The 24,776-nt window shown below is 66.0% G+C and carries 19 protein-coding genes; 7 read left to right on the top strand and 12 right to left on the bottom strand.

The features are described 5' to 3' along the window. Positions 1 to 50: 50 nt before the first annotated feature. The gene (locus KSS93_RS18460) at positions 51 to 509 is read right to left on the bottom strand and encodes a FecR family protein (protein ID WP_217885405.1); all 459 of its coding nucleotides are present in this window, start codon (positions 507 to 509) and stop codon (positions 51 to 53) included. A 132-nt stretch (positions 510 to 641) separates the two neighbouring features. Between KSS93_RS18460 and tam the strand changes: the two genes are divergently transcribed. Next, the gene (tam, locus tag KSS93_RS18455) at positions 642 to 1,418 is read left to right on the top strand and encodes a trans-aconitate 2-methyltransferase (RefSeq protein ID WP_217885404.1); all 777 of its coding nucleotides are present in this window, start codon (positions 642 to 644) and stop codon (positions 1,416 to 1,418) included. Here tam and KSS93_RS18450 read toward each other — a convergent pair. Together KSS93_RS18450 and KSS93_RS18445 are read right to left on the bottom strand one after the other, a co-directional pair. Beyond that, the gene (locus KSS93_RS18450; protein ID WP_217885403.1) at positions 1,395 to 1,769 is read right to left on the bottom strand and encodes a DUF2784 domain-containing protein; all 375 of its coding nucleotides are present in this window, start codon (positions 1,767 to 1,769) and stop codon (positions 1,395 to 1,397) included. The genes tam and KSS93_RS18450 overlap by 24 nt on opposite strands. A gap of 241 nt (positions 1,770 to 2,010) precedes the next feature. After that, the gene (locus KSS93_RS18445) at positions 2,011 to 2,880 is read right to left on the bottom strand and encodes a LysR substrate-binding domain-containing protein (RefSeq protein WP_217885402.1); all 870 of its coding nucleotides are present in this window, start codon (positions 2,878 to 2,880) and stop codon (positions 2,011 to 2,013) included. A gap of 262 nt (positions 2,881 to 3,142) precedes the next feature. Here KSS93_RS18445 and KSS93_RS18440 point away from each other — a divergent pair, with 262 nt between their 5' ends. The 5 genes from KSS93_RS18440 (at position 3,143) to KSS93_RS18420 (ending at position 9,384) form a co-directional block, all read left to right on the top strand. After that, positions 3,143 to 4,459, top strand: coding sequence for an MFS transporter (locus KSS93_RS18440; protein WP_217885401.1), 1,317 nt, complete (start codon positions 3,143 to 3,145; stop codon positions 4,457 to 4,459). 14 nt (positions 4,460 to 4,473) lie between these two features. Then, positions 4,474 to 5,865: an FAD-dependent oxidoreductase gene (locus KSS93_RS18435; protein WP_217885400.1), complete on the top strand. Its 1,392-nt coding sequence runs from the start codon at positions 4,474 to 4,476 to the stop codon at positions 5,863 to 5,865. A gap of 182 nt (positions 5,866 to 6,047) precedes the next feature. Further along, on the top strand, positions 6,048 to 6,758 hold the full coding sequence (locus KSS93_RS18430; protein ID WP_011533576.1) for a YebC/PmpR family DNA-binding transcriptional regulator: 711 nt from the start codon (positions 6,048 to 6,050) through the stop codon (positions 6,756 to 6,758). 86 nt (positions 6,759 to 6,844) lie between these two features. Continuing rightward, the gene (locus KSS93_RS18425; RefSeq protein WP_217885399.1) at positions 6,845 to 7,789 is read left to right on the top strand and encodes a LysR family transcriptional regulator; all 945 of its coding nucleotides are present in this window, start codon (positions 6,845 to 6,847) and stop codon (positions 7,787 to 7,789) included. Positions 7,790 to 7,974: 185 nt separating this feature from the next. Then, on the top strand, positions 7,975 to 9,384 hold the full coding sequence (locus KSS93_RS18420; protein WP_217885398.1) for a DOPA decarboxylase: 1,410 nt from the start codon (positions 7,975 to 7,977) through the stop codon (positions 9,382 to 9,384). 48 nt (positions 9,385 to 9,432) lie between these two features. Here the strand turns inward: KSS93_RS18420 and KSS93_RS18415 are convergent, their stop codons facing one another. After that, positions 9,433 to 10,032 carry a hypothetical protein gene (locus KSS93_RS18415; RefSeq protein ID WP_217885397.1) on the bottom strand — a complete coding sequence of 200 codons (600 nt, stop codon included), beginning with the start codon at positions 10,030 to 10,032 and terminating at the stop codon, positions 9,433 to 9,435. A 102-nt stretch (positions 10,033 to 10,134) separates the two neighbouring features. After that, the gene (locus tag KSS93_RS18410) at positions 10,135 to 11,043 is read right to left on the bottom strand and encodes a LysR family transcriptional regulator (RefSeq protein WP_217885396.1); all 909 of its coding nucleotides are present in this window, start codon (positions 11,041 to 11,043) and stop codon (positions 10,135 to 10,137) included. Between the two features lie 282 nt (positions 11,044 to 11,325). Between KSS93_RS18410 and katG the strand changes: the two genes are divergently transcribed. After that, positions 11,326 to 13,557, top strand: coding sequence for a catalase/peroxidase HPI (katG, locus tag KSS93_RS18405; RefSeq protein ID WP_217885395.1), 2,232 nt, complete (start codon positions 11,326 to 11,328; stop codon positions 13,555 to 13,557). A 162-nt stretch (positions 13,558 to 13,719) separates the two neighbouring features. On the opposite strand, the gene KSS93_RS18400 is transcribed toward katG, so the two are convergent. From KSS93_RS18400 to KSS93_RS18370, 7 genes are all read right to left on the bottom strand, one after another. After that, positions 13,720 to 18,414, bottom strand: coding sequence for a putative Ig domain-containing protein (locus KSS93_RS18400; protein ID WP_217885394.1), 4,695 nt, complete (start codon positions 18,412 to 18,414; stop codon positions 13,720 to 13,722). A 102-nt stretch (positions 18,415 to 18,516) separates the two neighbouring features. Further along, positions 18,517 to 19,068 carry a GNAT family N-acetyltransferase gene (locus KSS93_RS18395; RefSeq protein ID WP_217885393.1) on the bottom strand — a complete coding sequence of 184 codons (552 nt, stop codon included), beginning with the start codon at positions 19,066 to 19,068 and terminating at the stop codon, positions 18,517 to 18,519. Next, positions 19,068 to 19,598: a phage tail protein gene (locus tag KSS93_RS18390; RefSeq protein WP_217885392.1), complete on the bottom strand. Its 531-nt coding sequence runs from the start codon at positions 19,596 to 19,598 to the stop codon at positions 19,068 to 19,070. Before KSS93_RS18390 ends, KSS93_RS18395 begins: the two co-directional genes overlap by 1 nt. A gap of 15 nt (positions 19,599 to 19,613) precedes the next feature. Then, complete coding sequence (locus KSS93_RS18385) at positions 19,614 to 20,183, bottom strand: phage tail protein (protein ID WP_217885391.1); 570 nt, start codon at positions 20,181 to 20,183, stop codon at positions 19,614 to 19,616. 39 nt (positions 20,184 to 20,222) lie between these two features. Continuing rightward, the gene (locus tag KSS93_RS18380) at positions 20,223 to 20,747 is read right to left on the bottom strand and encodes a phage tail protein (protein ID WP_217885390.1); all 525 of its coding nucleotides are present in this window, start codon (positions 20,745 to 20,747) and stop codon (positions 20,223 to 20,225) included. Positions 20,748 to 21,271: 524 nt separating this feature from the next. Beyond that, on the bottom strand, positions 21,272 to 22,603 hold the full coding sequence (locus KSS93_RS18375; RefSeq protein WP_217885389.1) for an MFS transporter: 1,332 nt from the start codon (positions 22,601 to 22,603) through the stop codon (positions 21,272 to 21,274). Positions 22,604 to 23,949: 1,346 nt separating this feature from the next. Then, on the bottom strand, positions 23,950 to 24,669 hold the full coding sequence (locus tag KSS93_RS18370; RefSeq protein WP_217885388.1) for a TorF family putative porin: 720 nt from the start codon (positions 24,667 to 24,669) through the stop codon (positions 23,950 to 23,952). Between the last annotated feature and the right edge of the window lie 107 nt (positions 24,670 to 24,776).

The raw sequence follows: 24,776 nt of genomic DNA, 5'->3' as shown, positions 1-24,776 counted from the left end.
GCGTTACCTGAAACGGCCGGGCCCTTCGCGGGGCCCGGCCGTTTTGCGTTTCAGGGGCTGGGGCGTACCGGGCCTGAGGCATCGAAACTCAGAGCGTCGGCCGCGCCCAGGTGAATCTGCCGGCCGCCGCTTTGCAATACGGCGCTGCCGGCCTGCACGCTGACCTGGGTCTGTTCGGGCAGGCGGTCCAGGGTCAGCTGTGCGGCGTGGATGGCCAGGGTGCCATGGTCGGTAACCAATAGCAGCGGGCGTGGGTCGCTGGCGGCCACCTCCAGGTAGATGCCGCCGGTGAGCACGGTCAGGCGCCGTTGCTGCGGGCTGTACTCGATATCCACCGCAGTGTCGGGGCGCAGTACCAACAAGCTGCCGTCCTCCAGGTGGCGGCTGATCTGCTGCTGGCTGTCGGTCCTCAGGTCGGCCAGCTCGAAGCGCTGGCGCATCCACGGCGAGCCGAGCAGCGCAGAGGCGCCGACCAGGGCGAGGAGGATGAGGGCGAGGGTGGTTTTCATCGAGGGCGATGGCATGCAGGGACTGACCCCAAGCATAGCTGGCAGGTTCCCCCTGCAGGAGCCGGCCTGGGCGCCGCAATAGAGGCGTTTCTGGCTTATGCTAAGCGCACCGCCAAGCAAGGAGCCCCAGCCATGGCCTGGTCCGCCACCCAGTACTCGTTGTTCGAAGACGAACGCACCCGCGCCGTGCGCGACCTGCTGGCCGCTGTGCCTGCGCGTCCGGTGCGCCATGCCACCGACCTGGGCTGCGGCCCGGGCAACTCCACCGAGGTGTTGTTGCAGCGCTGCCCCGACGCCCAGGTAAACGCGCTGGACAGCGACCCCGACATGATCGACAAGGCCCGCCAGCGGCCGCGCCTGAGCATTCCACGGGTGCGTTGCGAAATCGCCGATATTTCAGCCTGGTCGGCCAGCGAACCCCAGGACCTGATCCTGGCCAACGCCTCGCTGCAGTGGGTGCCTGAGCATGGCTCGCTGTACCCGCACCTGGTACGCCAGCTCAGCGAGGGTGCAAGCCTTGCCGTACAGACCCCGGACAACCTCGACGAACCGGCGCACCGGCAACTGCGCGAAATCGCCGCCCGTGGGCCATGGGCCGACAAGTTCGCCGACTTCAGCCTGCCGCCGCGGCACACTGCGGGGTTCTACTACGACCTGCTCAGCCCGTTGTGCGCCCGTGTGGATGTGTGGCGTACCACCTACCATCACCCGTTGGCCGGCGGTGCCGAGGCGGTGGTGGAATGGTTCAAGGGTTCGGCGCTGCGCCCTTACCTGGCAAGGCTGGACGAGCAGGAACAGCAGGACTTTCTGCAGTTGTACCTGCAAGCCATGCAACAAGATTACCCGGCGGCCACCGACGGCAAGGTGCTGCTGCCGTTCCCGCGGTTATTTGTGGTGGCGACGCGTTAGGCGCCACAGCACGTAGCCATAGATGCCCAGGTTGAGCAGGGCGACGAAGCTGCCCAGCCACAGCTGGATTTGCGGGGTAAGCCCGGCGGGGTAGATCAGTGGCCAGATGTAGTGTTCGACGAAGCCGCCGTGGTAGCCGTGGTCACCTGCGGCAAAGCGCAGGCGGTTTTCCCATTGGGTGAGCGGGCATTCCAGATGCAGGCATTCGACCGCCACGCCCCAGGCCAGGGCCGGCAGGTGGACGATCACCGCGCGCCGGCGCCACAGCACCAGCAGGCCGCCGAACAGCACCAGCAGGATGAAACTCAGGTGGAACAGCACCAGGGCGTCGGCGGCGAGGCGGTAGAACATGGCTTGATAGCTTCGATGGTTTGAGAGGCGCGTATTAGAGCAGATTTACCCGCCCCCCTGTAGGAGCTGGCTTGCCAGCGATGCAAGCGACGCGTTGCATGGCACCGGCTGCGCCGGTGTTCGCGGCTAAAGCCGCTCCCACAGGTACGGCGCTTGGTTCAGGCTTCGCGCGATCCTGTAGGAGCCGGCTTGCCGGCGATGAGGCCGGTTCAGGCAGCACAATGCAGTTTTCCCACAGGCATCAAACGCTTTCGCGCACCACCTCCAGAAACATCGCCACCACCCGGCGCATGCGCTGCTCGCTCAAACACACCAGCGTCTCGGTCAGATGCCGCTGGCAATCGACGATGGGCAGCGCACACACCCGCGCATCGGCGCCGAACTCGGCAGCTGACACCACCCCCACGCCAATCCCCACCACCACCGCCTCGCGCGCCGCTTCGCGGCCTTCCACCTGAATCGCCGGGCGAACGCGCAGGCCGGCACGTTGCATTTCTTCTTCCAAAGTCTGGCGCGTTACCGAGCCGGGCTCGCGCAGCACCAGCGGAGTGTCGTCCAGGTCGGCCAGGCTGATCTGCCCGCGGCTGGCCCAGGGGTGGTTGTGCGAGACGAACGCCACCATCGGGTCGCGGCGCAGCGGCACGCAGTGCAGGCGCTCGTCGTCCACATCACGGCCCAGCAGCGCCAGGTCGGCCTGGTAACTGAACAGCCGGGCCAGGGACTCGTCGGTATTGCCGGTCTCGATCTTCACCTCAATACCCGGAAAGCGCTGGCAAAACCGCGCCACCTGCGGCAGCACATGCACCGGCGCATCCACCGCCAGCACCAGGCTGCCGGTGTGCAGGGCGCGCGAATCCTGCAGCAGCTCTTCGGCTTCAGCCTCGCAGGCGAACAGGCGCTGGGTAATGCCCAGCAGGCGCTCGCCCAGGTCGGTCAGGCGCACCGAGCGCTTGTTGCGCTGGAACAGCAACACGCCATAACGCTCCTCCAGCTTGCGCACCTGATCGGACACCGCCGGCTGGGTCAGAAACAGTTTTTGCGCCGCACGGGTGAAGCTGCCTTGTTCGGCAACCGCATGGAAGGCCTTGAGTTGAGCGTGGGAAACCGGCATCGAGCACTCCACTTACAAGCTGAACTTATGAGTGAAATACGATAAGTCGATTTTATTTATCAGTCAGCACCTGTTTCCATCTGTTTCAACCCAGGGGCGCCGCCATCAGCGCCGGCCCCGGGCCATGGTTCACCCGGCCACGCCAGGCCGGCCGGGCCATCTGACCAATCGACGTCCCTCCGTCATGCAGTGCGCAACACAACAACAAGACAGGCGTTTCTTCACATTCTGCCGGCACACTCACGCAAGAGGTCAGAACCACATGAATGCATCCCTGGGCGCCATCAAGCGGTGGCGCATGCAGATTTTCGCCATCACCTGGCTGGCTTATGCCGCCTTCTACTTCACCCGCAAGGCGTTCTCGGTGGCCAAGCTTGGCATCGGCGAGGACCCTTCGTTCATGCTCGACAAGGCCGCCATGGCCAACCTCGATGCCATTTACCTGGCCGCTTACGCGGTGGGCCAGTTCACCTGGGGCATGCTCGCCGACCGCTTCGGCCCGCGGGTGGTGGTGTTTGGCGGGCTGCTCATCTCAGCAGCGGCAGCGGTGGTGATGGGCAGCTACGCGACCTTCCCGATCTTCGCCACCTGCATGCTGGTGCAGGGCCTGGCGCAGTCCACCGGCTGGGCCGGGTTGTGCAAGAACATCGGCAGCTTCTTCCCGGCTGCGCAGCGCGGGCGCGTGCTGGGGCTGTGGAGTTCGTGCTACGCCTTCGGCGGGCTGGTGGCCTCGCCGTTCGCCGGCTGGTGGGCCTATACCCTGGTGGGCAACTGGCATGCGGCGTTCTTCTCCAGTGCCGCCGTGGTGGCGCTGGTGGCGGTGCTGTTCTTCGTGTTCCAGCGCAACAAGCCCGAGGATGTCGGCCTGCCGGCGGTAGAGCCCGAGCCGCAGAGCATGGCCCCTGGCGGCAACCTGTGCAGCGTGTGGGCGCCCTTGCGCGACATCCTGCGCAACCGCACGGTGCTGACCCTGGGCTTGGCCTACTTCATGCTCAAGCCGGCGCGCTACGCCATCTTGCTGTGGGGCCCGGTGATCGTCTTCGAGCAGATGCCTTCGGTGGGCAAGGTGGGCGCGGCAATCATTCCCACGGCTTTTGAGCTTGCCGGGTTGCTGGGGCCGATCATCATTGGCCTGGCCTCGGACAAGCTGTTCGGTGCCCGGCGCATGCCGGCCTGCGTGATCAGCCTGCTGCTGCTTACCGTCACCCTGGCGCTGTTCATGGCAGCCATGCATAGCGGCAGCGTGCTGCTGGTGGTGGCGCTGCTGTTCGTCATGGGCCTGACCCTGTACGGCCCCGACTCGATGATCAGCGGCGCGGCGGCCATCGACTTCGGCACCGCCAAGGCCGGCGCCACGGCCGCCGGTTTCGTCAACGGCTGCGGCTCGGTGGGCGCGGTGCTGGGCGGCCTGCTGCCAGGGTATTTCGACAGCGTCACGGTGTTCATCATCTTTGCCGGCACCGCGTTGTTCTCGGCGCTGGTGCTGCTGCCGCACTGGAACAGCCGCCCGGCCAGCGCTCCCCAGGCCAATGACGTGGCCCCCAATACCAGCATGGCCATCAAGCCCGTGCGCACTTGAAGGAAATACCCCTGATGAGACCGTTCTGGCTGCAACAGGCCCTGGAGCAGGAAGACGGGGCCCTGTGCCCGCCGCTGCAAGGCGATGCCCGCTGCGATGTGTGCATCGTCGGTGGTGGCTACACCGGGCTGTGGACCGCGTTGATGCTCAAGGAGCAGGCGCCGCAGCTGGATGTGCTGCTGATCGAGGCCGATATCTGCGGCGCCGGTGCCAGCGGGCGCAACGGCGGTTGCGCGCTGTCGTGGTCGGCCAAGTACTTTACCCTCGAGCGCCTGTTCGGGGTGGCAGAGGCGGTGCGCCTGGTCAGCGAGTCGGAGCGCAGCATCGCTGCGATCGGCGCGTTCTGCGCGGCCAACGGCATCGATTGCGACTACCGCATGGACGGCACCCTGTACACGGCAACCAACAAGGCCCAGCTGGGCGGTACCGACGCGGTGATTGCCGCGCTGCAGCGCCAGGGCATCAACTCGTTCCAGCGTTTGCCGCTGCAGCAGTTGCAGCGCCTGGCCGGCTCCGAGCGCCACCTGGAGGGCTGGTTCTCGCCGGCCGCCGCCACCGTGCAGCCCGGGCACCTGGTGCGCGGGCTGCGCCGGGTGGCCTTGCAGCGCGGGGTGCGCATTCACGAAGGCACGGCCATGACCGGCCTTGCCCATGGCGCGCCGGCCCAGGTGCACACGGCCCGGGGGACCATCCGCGCCGACCGCGTGGTGCTGGGCCTGAACGCCTGGATGGCGCGGGCCTTCCCGCAGTTCGAGCGCAGCGTGGCGATTGTTTCCAGCGACATGGTGATCACCGAGCCGTGCCCCGAACTGTTGCGCCAGGTCGGCCTGGACAGCGGCGTGAGCGTGCTCGACTCGCGGATTTTCGTGCACTACTACCACAACACCTCTGATGGCCGGCTGATGCTGGGCAAGGGTGGCAACACCTTCGCCTATGGCGGGCGCATGCTGCCGGTGTTCGACCAGCCGTCGCCGTACCAGCCGCTGCTGCGCGAGAGCCTGGCCGAGTTCTTCCCGGCACTGGCCGAGGTGGCGCTGGCGGCCAGCTGGAACGGGCCGTCGGACCGCTCGGTGACCGGCCTGCCGTTTTTCGGCCGGCTCGACGGGCAGGGCAACGTGTTCTATGGCTTTGGTTATTCGGGCAGCGGGGTGGGGCCGTGCCATATGGGCGGGCAGATTCTCTCGTCGCTGGCCCTGGGGCTGGACAACCCCTGGACCCGCTCGCCGCTGGTCAAGGGGCCGCTGGGGCAGTTCCCGCCGGAGCCGATCCGCTACCTGGGGTCGCTGATGGTGCGCAACGCCATCCGCCGCAAGGAGCGGGCAGAGGACCATGGCCTGCGACCGCGGCGGCTGGATGTGCGGCTGGCCAGGTTCGCGGCGGCGGCGGGGAAGGCGGACAAGGGCTGACACCGGGTTGGCTTGTTCGCGGGTAACCCGCTCCCACAGGGCCACGCATAACCTGTGGGAGCGGGTTTACCCGCGAACAAGCCAACACGATTTCTTGTCGATCACAGGCCCGAGGGCGTATAAACTCTCCCCACTTTTGGCCGGTCGCTTCCTGAACCGGCCCTTGAAACAAGAGAGTTGAAATGGGCGCACAGTGGAAAGCCAAGCATAGAGAGACCGCGGCCAACGCCAAGGGCAAGATCATGGGCAAGCTGGCCAAGGAGATCCAGATCGCCGCCAAATCCGGCGCCGACCCGGACATGAACCCGCGCCTGCGCCTGGCCATCGTCCAGGCCAAAAAAGCCTCGATGACCCGTGAAACCCTGGAACGCGCCATCAAGAAAGGCGCCGGCCTTGACGGCGAAGCCGTGCAGTACCACGCCGTCAGCTACGAAGGCTTCGCGCCGCACCAGGTGCCGCTGATCGTCGAGTGCCTGACCGACAACATCAACCGCACCGTGGCGCAGATCCGCGTGCTGTTCCGCAAGGGCCAGCTGGGTGCCAGCGGCTCGGTGGCCTGGGACTTCAACCATGTCGGCCTGATCGAGGCCACCCCGGAAGGTGACGCCGACCCGGAAATGGCGGCCATCGAAGCCGGCGCCCAGGACTTCGAAGAGGGTGAAGAAGAGGGCTCGACCCTGTTCATCACCGACACCACCGACCTGGACGCGGTGCAAAAAGCCCTGCCAGAGCAAGGCTTCACCGTTACCTCGGCAAAAATCGGCTACACCCCGAAAAACCCGGTCAGCGCCGCCAGCCTGAGCGCCGAAGCCCTGGCCGAAGTCGAAGCCTTCCTCGAAGCCATCGACGAAAACGAAGACGTGCAGAACGTCTACGTCGGCCTGACTGACTGAATCTGGGCGGCATCATCGCGGGGCAAGCCTGCTCCCACTTCCTTGTGGGAGCGGGCTTGCCCCGCGATCATTTTCGGACCCACGCCATGACCCCCACCTTCGCCTCCCTCAGCCTTGCCCACCTGCGCACCCTCGACTGCCTGCTGCAACTGAAAAACCTCAGCCACGCCGCCGAACGCCTGGGCTGCAGCCAGAGCGCCTTGAGCCGCCAGTTGGCCAGCCTGCGCGAGGCCTTCGACGACCCGCTGCTGGTGCGCCAGGGCCGTGGCTACGTGCTCAGCGAGCACGCCGAAACCCTGGTGGAGCCGCTACGCCAGGTGCTCGACGAGCTGGCCGCCATGCGCCAGCCGGCGGCCTTCGACCCGGCCCGCTGCGAGCGGCGTTTTTGCCTGGCCGCCTCGGACTACGTGGCCGAACACATGCTGCCGTTGCTGGTGGCGGCACTGGAGCGCGAGGCGCCGGGGGTGTCGCTGGAATACCGCACCTGGCAGGCCGGGCAGTACGCCTTGCTGGCCAGTGGCGAGATCGACCTGGCCACCACGCTGTTCGATGAATCGCCGCCCAACCTGCATGGCCGCCTGCTGGGCGAAGACCGCGCGGTAGCGCTGATGCGCCAGGATCACCCGCTGGCAGCAACAGCCATTTTGGGCCAGGACGACTACCTGGCGTTCAAGCATGTACGGGTGTCCGGCGGCGGCGACAAGGACAGCTTCATCGACCGCCACCTGCGCGCCCAGGGCCTGCAACGCCGGGTCAGCCTGGAGGTGCCGTTTTTCAGTGCCATGGTGCAGGTGCTGGGCAATGGCCAGGCGCTGGCCACGGTACCCGAGCATATCGCTCGCCAGCTGGCGCGCCTGCACGGGCTGGCCTGGCGGCCGCTGGGCTTTGTCGAGCACACCCAACGCTACTGGGTGGTGTGGCACCAGCGTCTGCAGGCCTCGGCCGAGCACCGTTGGCTGCGCAACCGGGTGTACGAGCTGTGGCGCCAGTCGCAGTTCGGCGTGCAGGGCGGGCATGCGCCTTTGCCATAGCAGCTATGCGCGAAGCGGGGTTATTCGAATGCGCGGGAGTGCTTAGACTGGGGGGCATTGTGTTGCCCGTACCGGCCTCTTCGCGGGCAAGCCCGCTCCCACAGGTATTGCACGAGCCCTGTGGGAGCGGGCTTGCCCGCGAAGAGGCCGGTACAGGCAACTGATCACCCTCAGGAGGCGACCCCGTGACCCCCGAACAATTCCGCCAGTACGGCCACCAACTGATCGACCTGATCGCCGACTACCGCCAGAGCGTCGGCGAACGCCCGGTCATGGCCCAGGTCGAGCCCGGCTACCTGAAGTCGGCCCTGCCGCAAACCGCCCCCCGGCAGGGCGAGCCGTTCCAGGCCATCCTCGATGACGTCGACAAGCTGGTGATGCCGGGCCTGTCCCACTGGCAGCACCCGGACTTCTACGGTTACTTCCCCTCCAACGGCACGCTGTCGTCGGTACTGGGCGATTTCCTCAGCACCGGCCTGGGCGTGCTGGGCCTGTCGTGGCAGTCCAGCCCGGCCTTGAGCGAGCTGGAAGAAACCACCCTCGACTGGCTGCGCCAACTGCTGGGGTTGTCCGGCCAGTGGAGCGGGGTTATTCAGGACACCGCGTCCACCAGCACCCTGGTGGCGCTTATCTGCGCCCGCGAGCGCGCCACCGGGCACGCCCAGGTGCACGGCGGCCTGCAGGCCCAGGGCAAACCGCTGATCGTCTACGTCAGTGCCCACGCCCACAGCTCGGTGGACAAGGCCGCGCTGCTGGCAGGCTTTGGCCGTGACAACATCCGCCTGATCGCCACCGACGAGCACTACGCCATGTGCCCGCAAGCGCTGCGCGAAGCCATCGAGCAGGACCTGGTCGCCGGCAACCAGCCCTGCGCGGTGGTGGCCACCACCGGCACCACCGCCACCACCGCGCTGGACCCGCTGCGCCCGGTCGGCGAGATCGCCCAGGCCCACAAGCTGTGGCTGCACGTGGACTCGGCCATGGCAGGTTCTGCGATGATCCTGCCGGAATGCCGCTGGATGTGGGACGGCATCGAGCTGGCCGATTCGGTGGTGGTCAACGCGCATAAATGGCTGGGGGTGGCCTTCGATTGCTCGATTTACTACGTGCGTGACCCGCAGCACCTGATCCGGGTGATGAGCACCAACCCCAGCTACCTGCAATCGGCGGTGGATGGCGAGGTGAAGAACCTGCGCGACTGGGGCATCCCGCTGGGGCGCCGGTTCCGCGCCTTGAAGCTGTGGTTCATGCTGCGCAGCGAAGGGGTCGAGGCCCTGCAACAGCGCCTGCGGCGCGACTTGGACAACGCCCGCTGGCTGGCGCAGCAGGTCGAGGCTGCGGCTGAATGGGAGCTGCTGGCGCCGGTGCAACTGCAGACCCTGTGCATCCGCCATCGCCCGGCGGGCTTGGACGGCGAGGCGCTGGATGCCCATACCCGTGGCTGGGCCGAGCGTTTGAATGCTTCGGGGGATGCTTACGTGACCCCGGCTACCCTCGAGGGCCGCTGGATGGTGCGGGTATCGGTGGGGGCGTTGCCGACCGAGCGTGAGCATGTGCAGCGGTTGTGGCAGCGTTTGCAGGCTGTGGTGGCCTGAAGCTGACGCTTCTACAGGGGCCGTGCTGCCGGTGCGCTCGGCGATGGGTCACACCGCCCCTTGCAGCAACACCTTCAACGACGCATCGAACTGGCGCAGCGCGTCGGCCTGCACGCTCTGTTCATCCTGCAACTGACGCACCAGGTCGGTACCTTCGGCGCCCTTGCGCGAAACCCCCTCGGCACGGCCGATATAGGTCAGTTGCCCATCGAAAAACCGCGCCACCACGCTGGCCTGAATGTCTTCACTGCCGCTGCTGGCCAGCTTGCTCCGGGCATCCAGCAGCACGATCACGTCGGGACGGTCGGCCAGCAGGGTGTCGAGGTCTTCGTAGAAGGTCACTTCGGCGAATTGCTGGGCCAGCGAACTGGCCAGCCAGGCATAAGCCTGGTTGCCGCCCAGGGTTGCCACCTTGGTTACCTGGCCGCTGGCCGGGGCGGCCTGGTCGCGGTGGCGTTGCAGGTAGTCCAGGGTGGCAGCGGCATTGCGCCCCAGCAGCACCGCCACATGCTGGCCATGGCTCAGGCTGACGCTGGAAAGCTCGGTGGCCGAGTACAAGTGGTTGCCAGGCTGGTTGGCCTGCGGGCTGGCGCAGCCGGTGAGGGACGCGAGCAGGGCCAGCAGGGCGGCGATCATGCCGGTTTTCATGGGAAGTGCCTCGTCGAATGTGCAATGGCGGCCATTTTCGCCGCCCGCTGCCATCGACGGAACTCGATGGCAGGCATGTTGGCTATCGACGGGGTTGATGGTTCAGCCGGCCTTGCTCATGAACTGCAAAATGCGATCGCGCAGCCAGCGCTCGGCCGGGTCGTTGTCGTGGGCGCTGCTCCAGGCCATCGACAGCTCGGCCTCGGCGATCTCGAACGGTGCCGGGTCGGCGCGCAGGCTGCCGTCGTCGGCCAGGGCGCAGGCGGCGTAGTCGGGCACCGTGGCGATCATCTCGGTGTTGCGCAGCAGCGCGCGCAGGCTGCCGAACTGCGGCACCGCCAGTACCACCTTGCGGCAGCGGCCGATACGCGCAAGGTCCAGGTCGATGTTGCCGCTCATGTCGCCCGAGAACGACACCATCACATGCGGGCGGCTGCAGTATTCGTCCAGGGTCAGCGGCCCCGGGCGGCTGTCGGCGCGCAGCACGCGCACGCCGATGTCGCGCAGCTTGCGGCGCTTGGCGTTGGCCGGCAGTTCGGTGGTGTAGCTGACCCCCACCGAGATTTCGCCCGAGGCCAGCAGCGCCGGCATCAGCAGGAAGTTGGCACGGCGCACCACCACGCTGATCTGCGGCGCTTCTTCGCGCAGGGCCTCCAGCAGCGGCGGGAACAGGCCGAATTCGGCGTCGTCCGACAGCCCCAGGCGGAACACGTTGCAGCTGCTGGCAGGCTCGAAGGTCTTGGCCCGGCTGATGGCCGCCGAAATAACATCCATGGCCGGGCCCAGCTCGTGGAAGATCTGCATGGCCCGGGGCGTCGGCTCCATGGCCCGGCCGTTGCGGATCAGCAGCGGGTCGTCGAACAAATCGCGCAGGCGCGCCAGGGCGGCGCTCACGGTGGGCTGGGTGATGAACAGCTTTTCGCCCACGCGGGTCAGGTTGCGTTCGATCATCAACGATTCGAACACCACCAGCAGGTTCATGTCGACGCGGCGCAGGTCGTTGCGGTTCATGCACAGGGGCCTTGGGCGGAGGGTGACCGCAGATTGAAGCACGGATCGGCGCCGTTTGGCTTGTACCGATGTGCGCAGGCTATTGCCCCTCAATAGCGGCTCTATTAGACCTCTGGCCAAGCTCGGCTAGTCTTTCCCGTGGCCCCGTGAAATGCCCCTGCGGCCGTGCCTGAGCACCAGGGTGCAAGACCCTGCCGGTGCCGCCCTGAGACCTTGGCAAGCCCGATGTCGGCCTAGACCGACGACACCTGATGAGCAGCCCGACACAAAAGGTACAAGCAGATGTCGAACGAATCGAAATGCCCGTTCCACCAGACCGCCGGTGGCGGCACCAGCAACCGTGACTGGTGGCCTGACCAGCTCAACCTGCGCATCCTCCACCAGCATTCGGCCAAGTCCAGCCCCGACCCTGCCTTCGACTACGCCAAGGCGTTCAAGAGCCTCGACTTCCAGGCCCTCAAACAAGACCTCACCGCGCTGATGACCGACTCCCAGGACTGGTGGCCGGCGGACTTCGGCCACTACGGCCCGCTGTTCGTGCGTATGGCCTGGCACAGCGCCGGCACCTACCGCATTGGTGATGGCCGCGGCGGCGCCGGTTCTGGCCAGCAACGCTTTGCCCCGCTCAACAGCTGGCCCGATAACGTCAGCCTGGACAAAGCCCGGCGCCTGCTGTGGCCGATCAAGCAGAAGTACGGCAACAAGATCTCCTGGGCCGACCTGATCGTGCTCACCGGCAACGTCGCGCTGGAGTCCATGGGCTTCAAGACCTTTGGCTTCTCTGGCGGGCGCGCCGATGTATGGGAGCCGGACGAAGACGTGTACTGGGGCTCGGAAAAGGTCTGGCTGGGCGGCGACACCCGTTACGGCAAGGCCCAGCCGCCGGGCAAGGGTGACCTGGTGGCCGAGCCTGCCAAGCGCCCTGAAGAACAAAGCCGCACCCTGCAAGGCGAGCGCAACCTGGAAAACCCCCTGGCCGCCGTGCAGATGGGCTTGATCTACGTGAACCCTGAAGGCCCGGAAGGCAACCCCGACCCGGTCGCCTCGGGCAAGGATATCCGCGAGACCTTCGGCCGCATGGCCATGAACGATGAAGAAACCGTGGCGCTGATCGCCGGCGGCCATGCCTTCGGCAAAACCCACGGCGCCGGCCCTGCCGACAACGTCGGCCCTGAGCCTGAAGCTGCGGGCCTTGAGCTGCAGGGCCTGGGCTGGGCCAACAAGTTCGGCAGCGGCAAGGGGGGCGACACCATCACCAGCGGCCTGGAAGTGACCTGGACCTCGACGCCGACCAGGTGGAGCAACGAGTACCTGAACAACCTGTTCAACTTCGAGTGGGAGCTGACCAAGAGCCCGGCCGGCGCCCACCAGTGGCGGCCGAAGGACGGCAAGGGCGCAGGCACCGTGCCGGATGCCCACGATGCGGGCAAAAAGCACGCGCCCTCGATGCTCACCTCGGACCTGGCGCTGCGCTTCGACCCGATTTACGGCCCCATTGCCAAGCGCTTCAAGGACAACCCTGACCAGTTGGCCGATGCCTTTGCCCGCGCCTGGTACAAGCTGATCCACCGCGACATGGGCCCGCTGGCCCGTTACCTGGGCCCGGAAATGCCCAACGAAGAACTGCTGTGGCAAGACCCGCTGCCCAAGGCCGGCCCGGTGCCGGGCGAGGCAGATATCGACGCGCTGAAGGCCAAGGTGCTGGCTTCGGGCTTGAGCGTCGGTGAGCTGGTGGCGACCGCCTGGGCGTCGGCCTCTACCTTCCGCGGTTCGGACAAGCGCGGTGGTGCCAACGGTGCACGCCTGCGCCTGGAGCCGCAGAAAGGCTGGAAGGCCAACGAGGGCGTCGACAAGGTGCTGGCGGCACTGGAGAAAATCCGCAGCGAGGGCGGCAACAAGATCTCCCTGGCCGACCTGATCGTGCTGGCCGGCAGCGCGGCGGTGGAAAAAGCCGCCAAGGATGCCGGGCACAGCATCAGCGTGCCATTCCGCCCGGGCCGGGTGGATGCCTCGCAAGAACAGACCGACGTCGAGTCGTTCGCCGTGCTGGAGCCCCTGGCCGATGGCCTGCGCAACTTCAGCAAGGCCCGCTACAGCGTCAAGGCTGAGAAGCTGCTGCTGGACAAGGCTCAGCTGTTGACCCTGACCGCGCCGGAACTCACCGTGCTGGTGGGTGGCCTGCGGGTGCTGGGGGCCAACCATGGTGGTAATCAGCAAGGCGTGTTCACCGACAAGGTCGGGGTGCTGAGCAACGACTTCTTCCGCAACCTGCTGGACATGGGCGTGGAGTGGAAGCCGACCTCGGCCGACAACGAAGCCTTCGAAGGCCGTGATCGCAAGACCGGCCAGGTGAAATGGACCGCCAGCCGGGTCGACCTGGTATTCGGCTCCCACGCCCAACTTCGCGCTTTGAGCGAGGTGTACGGCAGCAGCGATGCCAAGGACAAGTTCGTCAAGGACTTCGTGGCGGCCTGGGTGAAGGTAATGGAGCTCGACCGCTTCGATCTGCACTAAGGCTGGCGGCCCCATCGCGGGCAAGCCCGCTCCCACACAAGCGCGCAGCGTTTCAATCTGGCGCCGTAGCTGTAGGAGCGGGCTTGCCCGCGATGAGGCCCGCATAGGCGACACAAAAAAGGCCACCTCGCGGTGGCCTTGTTCATTGCAGGTGAGGGCAGGTCAGAACTTGCCATCCAGCCCGATACGGAACATCTCGTTGCGCTCATTGGTGCCCAGCGCGGTCTTGTACGAGAAGCCCAGGCGCCAGCTGCGGCCCAGGGTCAGGTCCAGCCCGGTGTCCAGGTCCATGAAGTTGGTGTCCATCGGGTCGGGCGACAACCGGTACAGCACTCCGTCGCTACCCTGGTCGGCGTAGCGCATGCGGTAGTCCTGGTTGCGGCTGAAGTTGTGGCCCCAGGCCAGGCCCACCCGCGGGGTGAGCACGCCGAAGCGGGTGTCGATGTCATAACCCGAGCGCACCCCCACGAACGAGGTGAAGTAGCGCAGGGTCTGCTCCTCGTAGGTCAGGGCATAGGCACCGCCACCGCGCTCGCTGAAGGCATCGAGCTTGGTGTAGCTGCTGTTGATCCGCGCATACGGGGCCAGCGACAGCGACCCCTGGCGGTACTCGTAGCTGGCGGTCAGCGAGGCGAACAGCTGGTCGGCATCGCGCGAGCCATGGGCATAGCCGTTGGACGGGTCGGCGGTGACGTAGCGGCGCGAATCGAAGCTGATACGGTTGTAGCCGAGCAGCGCATCGATATACACCTCCGACAGCGGGTTGACGCTCAGGTAAGCCGCCAGGCCCAGGGCATCGCCCTCGCTGCGGGTGTCGTGCTCGCCGATGTCGGCGCGGTCGTTGCCGTAGCCAAAGCCCACACCCACCACGGCACGGGGCGACAGGCGATAGTCCATGCCGGCGCTCAAACCATAGGTGGTGAAGCTGTTGTCCTTGGCACCACGGGCGCGGTTGGAACCGGTATTGACGAAGCCGTCGGTCCAGAACGCCAAGGCCTCTTCGCGGCATTCGCCGGTGGTGGCGCGGGAACTGTCGCGCTCCTGGCGGCGTTTTTCGTCGTCGTCTTCGTCAACGCCCTTGCCGTTGCCATCCAGCTCGTCGCGCAGGGCCTTGCCCAGGCTGCCCAGGCTCACGTCATCGCGGCCGTGGCGCACGCTGGCGTTGAACGAGTTGCGGTCACAGGTGGGGCGGTGCAGCTGCTCCAGGCGGCGGTTGAAGTTGTCCATCTGGGTGCTGGCAAAGCGCTCGGCGGCCCGCGACTGGGCGTTGAGCAGGCCGATCACTTCGGCGTCCTTGGTCGGGTCGGGGCGCGTCTGCACGGCAAAGGTGACGAAGCTGTTGCCCACCGCGCCGCTGGCGGCCAGCAGGCTGAAGCTGACCACCGCGCTGCCGCTGAAGCCCGCTGCCGGGACGAAGCTCATGGTGAACGGGCCGGTCATGCGTGCGGTACCGGCCGAAGGCGGGCTCACCGACAACAGGGTGGCGCTGGTGAACGGGCCGCCGGTGGCGCCGCGGGTCAGGTCGACTGTGGCGGTCTGGCCCGGCTCCACGGCTTCGCTGCTTGGCGGTACTACCACGCTCTGGGCTGCTACTTCCAGGCTGTAGGCGCGGCTGCCGGTGGCGCCGTTGGCGTCGGTGACGGTGACTGTGAAGTTACTGGTGGCCACCGCCGTCGGCGTGCCGCTGAGGCTGCCGCTGGCGTCCAGGGTCAGGCCGGCCGGCAGTGCGCCGCTGGTTACGCTGAAGCTGTACGGCGCGGTACCGCCGCTGGTGCTCAGGCTCTGGCTGTAGGCGGCGTTCTGGGTGGCTGCAGGCAGGGCCGGGGTGGCCGGGGTGATCGCCAGGGTGGGCGCCAGCACGGTGATGCTCACGGTTGCCGCTGACGAGCTACCACCGGCGCCGGTGGCAATGTAGCTGAAGCTGTCCGGGCCGGAGTAGCCAGCGGTGGGGGTGTAGCTGATGCTGGTACCGCTCACCGAGGTGGTGCCGTGGGTCGGGGCGCTGCTCACGCTGACGCTGGTGGCGGCGCCACCGCTGAGGTTGAGCGTGACCGGGTTGGCCGAACTGTTGGCTGCCACGCTGAGACTCACCGCGCCGGCCACTGGCGCCAGGCTGTTGACCGTCAGAGTGTAGGCCTGGTCGCCGAAGAAGCCGCTGCTGCTCATGGCGCGCACGGTGAAGTTGCTGGTGCCGGCAGCGGTGGGCGTGCCGCTGAGCGAGCCGACCGCCGACAGGTTCATACCCGCCGGCAGGCTGCCTGCCACTACGCTGAAGGCGTACGAGCCGCTGCTGCCGCTGGCGGTCAGGGTCTGCGAGTAGGCGGTGTTCTGCGTGGCGTTGGTCAGGGTCGCGGGGGTGATGCTGATGGTCGGCGCGGTGACCGTCACGCTGACGGTGGCGGTATTGGACGTACCGCCTGGGCCGGTGGCGTTGTAGGTGAAGCTGTCGGTGCCGGCAAAGCCCGCGGCCGGGGTGAACAGGATGGTAGTGCCGGTGGCGGTGGCGGTGCCGTTGCTGGCATTGGAGACGATGCTCACCTGGCTCACCGAGCCACCGGTGAGGTTCAGGGCGACCGGGTTGTTGTTGCTGCCGCCTTGCACGGTCAGGGTCGAGTTGTTGGCGACGGGTGCCTGGTCGTTGACCGTCACGGCGTAACCCCGCGAGCCGGTTGAGCCGAGGCTGTCGGTGGCGGTAACGGTGAAGCTGTAGTTGCCGCTGCTGGTCGGCGTGCCGCTGACCACGCCGCCGCTGCTGACGGTAATGCCGGGCGGCAGCGAGCCGGCGGTCGACCAGGTGTAGCTGCCGTTGCCGCCGGTGGCGCTCAGGGTTTGGCTGTAAGCCGTACCTGCAGTGAGCGGGCCAAGGGTGGTGGGGCTGATGGCGATGGTCGCCGCGACCACGGTCAGGCTGTAGGCCTGGCTGCCGGTGGCGTTGTGGGCGTCGGTGGAGGTGACCGTGAAATTGAAGGTGCCGACGGCGCTGGGGGTGCCGCTCAGCACGCCGCCGCTGGCCAGGCTCAGGCCGGGCGGCACGGCGCCGGAGGTGACCACGTAGCTGTAAGGCGTAGCACCGTTGGCGGTGCTCAGGGTCTGGCTGTAGGCGTTGCTGGCCGTAGCGTTGGGCAGGCTGCTCGGGCTGATGACCAGGGTCGGCGCGTTGATGGTGATGGTGACCGTGGCGGGCGCCGAAGTACCGCCTGGGCCGGTGGCGGTGTAGGTGAAGCTGTCGCCACCGGAGTAGCCGGCGGTGGGGGTGTAGGTGATGCTGGTCCCGGAAACGTTGGTGGTGCCCTGGCTCGGCCCGCTGGCCACGGCCACGCTGGTGGCGGTACCGCCGCTGAGGTTCAGGGTGATGGGGTTGGCGCTGCTGTTGGCCGCCACCGTGACGCTGACCGCACCGGCCACGGGCGGCGAGGGGGCGACATAGGTGTAGCCGCTGACCAGGGTGGCGGTGCCGCCCGGGGTGCTGAGTACGACATCCACCGCGCCGGCAGCATGGGCCGGGGTGACTACTGTGACCGAGGTGCTGCTGTTGATGGTCACGCCGGTGGCGGCGCTACCGCCGAAGGTGACGCCCGTGGTGCCGATCAGGTTGGTACCCGTCAGGGTCACGCTGGTGCTGCCGCCGGTGCTGCCGCTGTTGGGGCTGGCGCCAGTCAGGGTCGGCGCCGGGGTTACGTAGGTATAGCCGTTGGTCAGGGTGGCGGTGCCGCCCGGGGTGGTGACCACCACGTTGACCGCACCGGCGGCATTGGCCGGGGTGGTGGCGGTAATGGTGGTGGCGTTGACCACGACGATACCGGTGGCAGAAAGGCCGCCGAAGGTAACCCCGGTGGCGCCGCTGAAGTTGGTGCCGGTGAGGGTCACGCTGGTGCCGCCGGCGGTGGTGCCGTTGTTGGGGCTGACGTTGCTCAAGGTCGGCGTGGGCGTGACATAGGTGTAGGCGTTGGTCAGGGTGGCCGTGCCGCCCGGGGTGGTCACCACCACGTTGACCGCACCGGCGGCGTGGGCCGGGGTGGTGGCGGTGATGGTGGTGGCGTTGACCACGGTGACGCTGGTGGCGGCCGTGCCGCCGATGGTAACCGCGGTGGCGCCGGTGAGGTTGGTGCCGGTCAGGGTCACGCTGGTGCCGCCGGCGGTGCTGCCGTTGTTGGGGCTGACGTTGCTCAAGGTCGGCGCTGGCGTGACATAGGTGTAGCCATTGGTCAGGGTGGCCGAGCCGCTTGGGGTGGTCACCACCACATTGACCGCACCGGCGGCGTGGGCCGGGGTGGTGGCGGTGATGGTGGTGGCGTTGACCACGCTGACGCTGGTGGCGGCTGTGCCGCCGATGGTGACCGCAGTGGCGCCGGTGAGGTTGGTGCCGGTCAGGGTCACGCTGGTGCCGCCTGCGGTGCTGCCGCTGTTGGGGCTGATGCCGGTCAGAGTCGGGGTGCTGCTGGCGCCGACGTCGAGGGTGTAGCGAGCCACGCCAGGCAGCAGCGAGTTGCCATCGTAGACCGAGACGTAGAAGTCATAGTGCCCGGCCACCGTGGGTGTACCGCTGATGGTGGTGGTGGCGCTGCCGAAGCTTTCGTTGATCACCAGCCCCGTCGGCATGCACTGGGCGGTGGGGTCGTAGTTGATATCGCTGGCATCGCACTCGTACCAGCCCTGGTAGCCGCCGCTGCCGGCGGTGGCGGTGAGCGTCACGCTGAACGACTGGTTCAACGGCACGCTGCCCAGGTAGGTGCCGGAGGCCGGGCTGATGACCGGGGCGGCCTGAGCAATGGCGAAGACCTGGCTGAGCCATAGCAGGCAGAACAAGGCGAATGTGCGGTACAGCCAGGTTCCCTGGCGATGGGCTGAATGTGTCATGGGGCTTCCTGCCATATTCCGCTTTGCGATGGTCTACGGCTCAAGGTAACGAGGGCGCCGCCGGGCAGGCCGACGGTAGTTCAGGGGCATGCTTGTGTGCGGCTAGCCGGTCATGGGCGCACGCTCCCGAAGTGGATTGGCGGGCCTGTGCATCTGCAGCTGCAGGCCTTCGCCTGGCAGGGCCTGAAAGCCATGGCGCTCATATAGCCTGCGAGCCGGGCTGAAACTGTCCACCGACAGGGCCACGCTGGCCCCCGACTCATCGGCCAGTGCAGTGAGGGCACGCAGCACGGTGGCGCCTATCCCGCGCCGTTGCCATTGCCCCAGCAGCGCTATATCCACCAGGCGCAGGCTGTCACCAGCGGCGTTGATGCACACGCGGCCGATGGCCTGGCCTTGCACCTCGACGATCAGAAACGCGGCGCTGCTGTAGTGCTGGGCATAGTGGCGCTGCTGCAGGTCTGCCTGGCTGTGCAGAAAGGCCAGGCGTTGCTGGTCGTCCCAACCCGGCATCGCGCAGGCCTCGGCCCAGCGCCGGCTGACGAACAGCTGACGCAAAAAACCCAGGTCACCCTCACCCTGCGGGCGCAGGGTGAAAGTGGCCAGGGCGGGGCAGGCCGAACGCAGGCGCTCGGCGATGCGGGCGCTTTGCATCAGGGCTTCTCTGGCCAATAGCCGTTGGAGACGCACATGCAGTAGACCAAGTTGAGGTACGGCTGCATGTTGTTCACCGGCGCAGCCTGGCCCGCGGCTCCCACTGTCGAGCTGGCCAAGGTGCAACCCGCAGTGGGCGTCATGTTGAACATCTTGCTCTGGCGTGGCGACTGCAGGTAGGCGTTGTTGGCGGGGCTGTTCTGGATGGCGCCATCGGTGCCGTCCGCTACCGTGATGGCATGGTTGTGGGCAGGCATGTTCGCAAGCGTCAGTGTGGTGGTATTGGCCCCCACTGCCTTGCCGAACGGACGCGGCGTGAGGCCGTTACCGTTGCCGCTGCCGATCACCGCGCTGGCGTTGAGGTTGGGCAGGTTGAACGTGACCCGCCCGTCACCACCGAACGTGGTGCCGAGGATGGCGAACACCGCCGCGTATTGAGTGATCGCCATTTGCTGGCCATTGCAGGCCGCCCAGTCCTGTGGAATGTAGTTGTACGGAAACAGCCGGATTTCACCGTAGAAAGCGTCCATGTTTATTTCACTTCCTCAGGCTTGCGATGGGTAAACGCCCAGCAGGGCGATGATGTAGTTCATGGGCATCGAGTTCATCATGTTGTCGGCAGATGTTGCTGCCCCTCCAGCACCACCGGTCTGGCCAACGCAGGCCTGGTTGAGCTGAACCAGCGCGCTTGCTTTGGACCCGGTGTTGTACAGGCCGTTGACGGCTTTGTTCTGGGTGAAGGTGCCGAACGTGCGAATGGGCGCGTTGATGCCTGTAGTCGGCGCCGTCTGGTCGGCCACGGCGGTGCTGGCGACGAACAGGTGCGTGTGGGAGGGGAGGTTGTCGTAGGTCAGTGTGACCTGCTCGAACCCTGAGCTCTGGCCCAGTGCCACGTTGCTCAGGCCGTTGCCCTGGCCTTGGCTGACCGGCGCGCGCCCGCGCAGGTCCGGCAGGGCGAACGTGGTTCTGCCATCCCCCCCATAAACAGTACCGATGAGCGAGTACAACGCTTCGTTGCCCGTGATCTGCATCACGGTGCCGTCACACAGATGCCAGCCGACTGGCGCGTACTGGCCTGCGAAAATCCGGACTTCACCAACATATGGATCAGACATGTCTTGCCCCTGGTCAAAAATGTGCTGTTGGTAGGCGTTTCACTGGCGGGGCGGGAAAACGCCGCTCAGCGAGATGCAATAATTCATGCCCAGTGTGGGCTGGCGGTTTTCGGCGGGCACATTGGGGAACGCCGAACTGATGGTGTCGGGGTGAAGGGCGGTCTGTGTGGGGCTGCCTGCGGCGACGTAGGTCGCGCCACCGGCGAGGCCGGAGTTAAGCAGGCTGACGCCGAAGAAAGCGCCGTCAGGTGCCGAGTTGTTGGCCGAGGCGACGCTGACCGTGATGCTGTGGGTGTGCGGGGGCAGCTGGTTTGCGGTCAAGGTGTTCGATTCGGAGCCGGCTTGCTGGCCCACCTGGGTGAGGTCGTTGGTGCCCACGGCAACGCGGCCGCGCAGGTCTGGCAGGCCAAAGTTGGTGCTGCCGTTACCGCCAAACCGGGTGCCGAGGAGTGCGAACAGTGCCGCGTTCGACTGAACCGAGAGCAGTTGGCCGTTGCAGGGCGCCCACCCCTTGGGGGTGATGCCAAACGGGAACAGGCGGATTTCGCCAAGGAAGTAATCCATGTAGTTATCGACTCCATCAGGGAAATGTAAAGCACAGGCAAGTGTCGCGCGCTGGGGAGCACGCGGTTCAAACAACTAGCGAGAAAGAACGGTTATACGGTCAACAACCGTTCACAGCATCCATCTGTGCAGCATGCAGCGATTCCAGTCCTTGGCGCATGGAGGAGGGGTGAAGGCGCTATGCGCAGTGGCTTTGGCCTTCGATGAAATGGATCCTAGCGCGAGATAATGGGCAATTGCCATCACTTGGTTCCCGCAAAATAAAATAAATATTCAAACAGGTGTTTTAGCGCCTTTATATTGGCGCCATTTAATTGATTTTTAGCGCAAGAAGTTAATGCCGTAAATAATTAGCGGCTTAATCAGGTGTGCTGGATAGCGCAATGGCTCGGCAAGTCATTGTTTTGTCACGAAGTGTCGGTAGGTGAGTTGTTTTGATTGGCGGCAGCGGCTGAAGGCCCTGTCGCCGGCAAGCCGGCTCCTACAGGCAGATGCAACCTGCTGCAGGGGCCGGCTTTTACGGTTCAGGCCGAGTCTGCCTGGCCTTGGGCATCCGTGACGGGCTCGTCATGCAGCGATACCCGCGAGGTTTCCGGCAGTGCCAGGCCGCCGATCAAGGCCAGCAGCGCGATCACCACCAGGTAGAACGCCGGTGCCAGGCGGCTACCGCTCTGCTCGATCAGCCAGGTGGCCACCAGTGGTGCGGTGCCGCCGAACAGGGTGTAAGCGACGTTGTAGGTAATCGCCGAGGCGGTATAGCGGCTGCGGGTGGGGAAGCACTCGGACAGCAGCGCGGCGGTGACCACCCCGCTCAGCAATGCGCCGATGGCCAGCAGGATCACCCCCAGCAGGGCGCCGCTGAGTGAGCCGGAACTGGCCAGCCAGTAGGCCGGGAACACCGCCAGCATCACCCAGATGCAGGTGAAGCCGATGGTCCGCCTGCGGCCCACGCGGTCACTGAAAGCCCCAGCCAGCGGGCAGCCGGCGGCGGCGAACAGCAGCGCCACGGTGGACACCAGCAGCGCCTGGGCGCGGCTCAGTTGGCCGACGGTCTGCAGGTAGGTGGCGAAGTAGGTGGTGAACATGTAGAACGACAGCGCCGTCAGCGAGATGAACGCGCCGAGGTTGCGGATGGTGCGGCCATGGTGGCGCAGGGTGTCGGCCAGCGGCGAGTGGGCGTGCTGCTTGCCTTCGGCGATGGCCTGGCGAAACGCCGGGGTTTCTTCCATGCGCCAGCGCAGGTACAGCCCGACCAGCCCCAGCGGCGCGGCCACCAGGAACGGGATGCGCCAGCCCCAGGCGTTCATGGCCTCTGCGCTGAGGCTGGCTTCCAGCCCATAGGCGATCACCGCCGCGCAGGCAAATGCCGAGAAGGTCGATACGGGCACGAAGCTGCCGTAGAACGCGCGTTTGTTTTGTGGCGCGTGCTCCATCAGGTAGGCGCAGGCGCCGGCGTACTCGCCGCCGGCAGAAAAGCCCTGCAGGCAGCGGGCCAGGGTGAGCAGCACCGGGGCCAGTACGCCGATGCTGGCGTAGGTTGGCAGCAGGCCGATCAGGGTTGTGGAACCGGCCATCAGCAGGATGGTCAGCGAGAGGATGCGTTTGCGCCCGAGCCGGTCGCCGAGGGCGCCGAACACGATGCCGCCGAGCGGGCGTAGCGCGAAGGCCACGGCGAACACGGCGAAGGTTTTGAGCAGGGCGACGCTTGCGCTTTCGCCGGTGAAGAACTGGCTGGCGATCAGGGTGGCGAGGAAGCCGTAAACCGCAAAGTCGAACCACTCGACGAAGTTGCCGATGGCGGAGGCGGCGATGACGCGGCGCAGGGTGGCGGGTGGTACCTCGTGGGGGGTGGACATAGGGTGTGCTCTCCGGTGGTCTGGCAGCTTTGGCTTGGGTGGCGCGCGCTGTTGTTTTTGTTGTTGTTGGGCCAGTAGAGCGTGTGGGGAGGGGGTGTGCTTCGTTGGGGGCGACGTTGGGATATCTGTTTGCACCGGGGTGCGGGTTTTCTGGAGGGGCGGCGGGTATATATCTGGGGCTTTAATTTCTTGGCGTGAGACTTTGGTTTTGAATTGAATTGGTTGTAGGTTTAGTTGTTTTTGTTTTGAAAGTTGTATGTGCATTCATTATTTGTATTGACGCTTATTCACCTTTCCGCCTTTACGGCGGGTAACTTTTTGAAGGATCAAAAAGTCACCAAAAAATCCTCGCTCCATTCATACGGCCCCTACGCTTCGCTCCGGGGTACCCTCACTCCGGGCTTGCTCCGGGGGTACGCGCCGACGGGCCGTCCCTGGCCCGATCGGCGCTCGACCGGCATCCATGCCGGTCGCCCCCCTACGCAATCCCTGCGTTCGGCCTCCTGAAGTCGCGAAGTTAGGGGCGGCGCCTATGAGTACGCAGCTCGGTCGCTAGTTGACATTTGTGGGAACTCAAGATCGCAATCGCCGGCAAGCCGGCGATAGGGCCCGAACAAACAACACATCAATAATAACTAAACCAATATCTCTGCTCTTGATCTGGCTCTTGATCTGGCTCTTGATCTGGCTCTTGATCTTGCTTCTAAGTGCGCGGTAGTTCAGACAACACAAATCGCGACTTCAGGAGGCCGAGCGTAGGGATTGCGTAGGAGGGCGACCGGCATGGATGCCGGTCGAGCGCCGATCGGGCCAGGGACGGCCCGTCGGCGCGTACCTCCGGAGCAAGCCCGGAGCGAGGGAACCCCCGAAGCGCAGCGTAGGGGGCCGGATGATGGGAGCAGGGCGGCTTTGGTTACTTTGGCCGCGACCAAAGTAACCCGCCGTAAGGGCGGAAAGGTGACGAAAAGCCTCTATCGTCAATGAATGTGCATACATCTCCAAAAGCAATCACCATCAAACCCCGAACCCGACCCCCAAAAAAACGTGGCGCCAGGGAGAGGCAACACCGCGGTCCAAAAGGGGAAGGGAACACTTGTGCCAGAGTTTTCACAAAGGCCTGCAGGCCAGGCGCGGCGAGGGTTTGGCTGAAAATGGCAGGTACCGAGCAGGGCGTGGCGGGTGGGCGGGGTTCCCCGGCATTGGGGAATCGGGGGCGGCATGTGCAAAAAAATCGGCGCTGGGGCAAAGCTCCCGAGTGCACCGGTGCGCATCCACCCGGGCGTTCATTCCCGTCAGGCCCTCCCTGTGTTGTTGCAGGTCACCTGATGGGTGTTGCAATCGAAGCTTTAGAAGAAACTGCGCTGCGCCTTGAACGTCACCATGCTCTGGCAATAGGCGTTGATCCCGGCATAGGCCGCACACCCACCGCCCTGCAGGTCCGAGTTGCTATAGATCAGGTCGAGGTCGATGCCCAGCCAAGGCCGCGACAACTGCAGCGACCAGTCGTTGAACGCCTGCACCTCGCTGCCGTCACCGACCACGAACGGCGTACCCAGTTGGTGGTGGGCCACCTTGAAGGTCAGGTCGATGCCCAGCAGTGGCAGTTCGCCGAGGTTGGCGAACAGGGTGCCGGTGCGGTTGTCCGGGTTGTCGCGCCAGGCGCCGCCGAAGCGGCTGCCGAACACCGATACGCCACCGTACAGGGCATAGCTGTCATTGCCTGCCAGGTTTGGCTGGCTGTAATGGATCAAGCCGGCTTCCAGGCCCAGGCTGCCATCGAAGCGCCGCTTGTAGCCCAGGTAGCTGTCCAGGCGCAGGGTGGAGGCCGCGCTCAAGCCCAGGCTCGGCGCGTACTGGCCGACATACCAGCCACTTTCGTGACTGACGTCGAGGCCGCCATGAAAAGCACCGGCCGGGCTCGGCGAGATCAGGCCCTGAGCCATGCTGCGCGAGGCGCTGGTGCCGAGCTTGAAGTCGAATTCGCCCAGCTGGCGCTGGATCTGAGAGGCCTGCAAGGCGGGGCTGAGCAGTAGCGCCGTGGTTAGCAGGAGCATGGGCCTGGCCATGGTTTTGTCCTTGGGAAGCCTGTACTAGAGCGGGCAAGCATAGCGACTGCTGGCAGGGCTGGAAACCCTCGCCGGGTGTGGAGCGACCAGGCCCTTTATTGCTACGC

This window comes from Pseudomonas xanthosomatis, from assembly GCF_019139835.1.
In the GTDB taxonomy this organism is placed as follows: Bacteria; Pseudomonadota; Gammaproteobacteria; order Pseudomonadales; family Pseudomonadaceae; genus Aquipseudomonas; species Aquipseudomonas fakonensis.
This window is presented reverse-complemented; position numbering and strand designations above follow the sequence as displayed.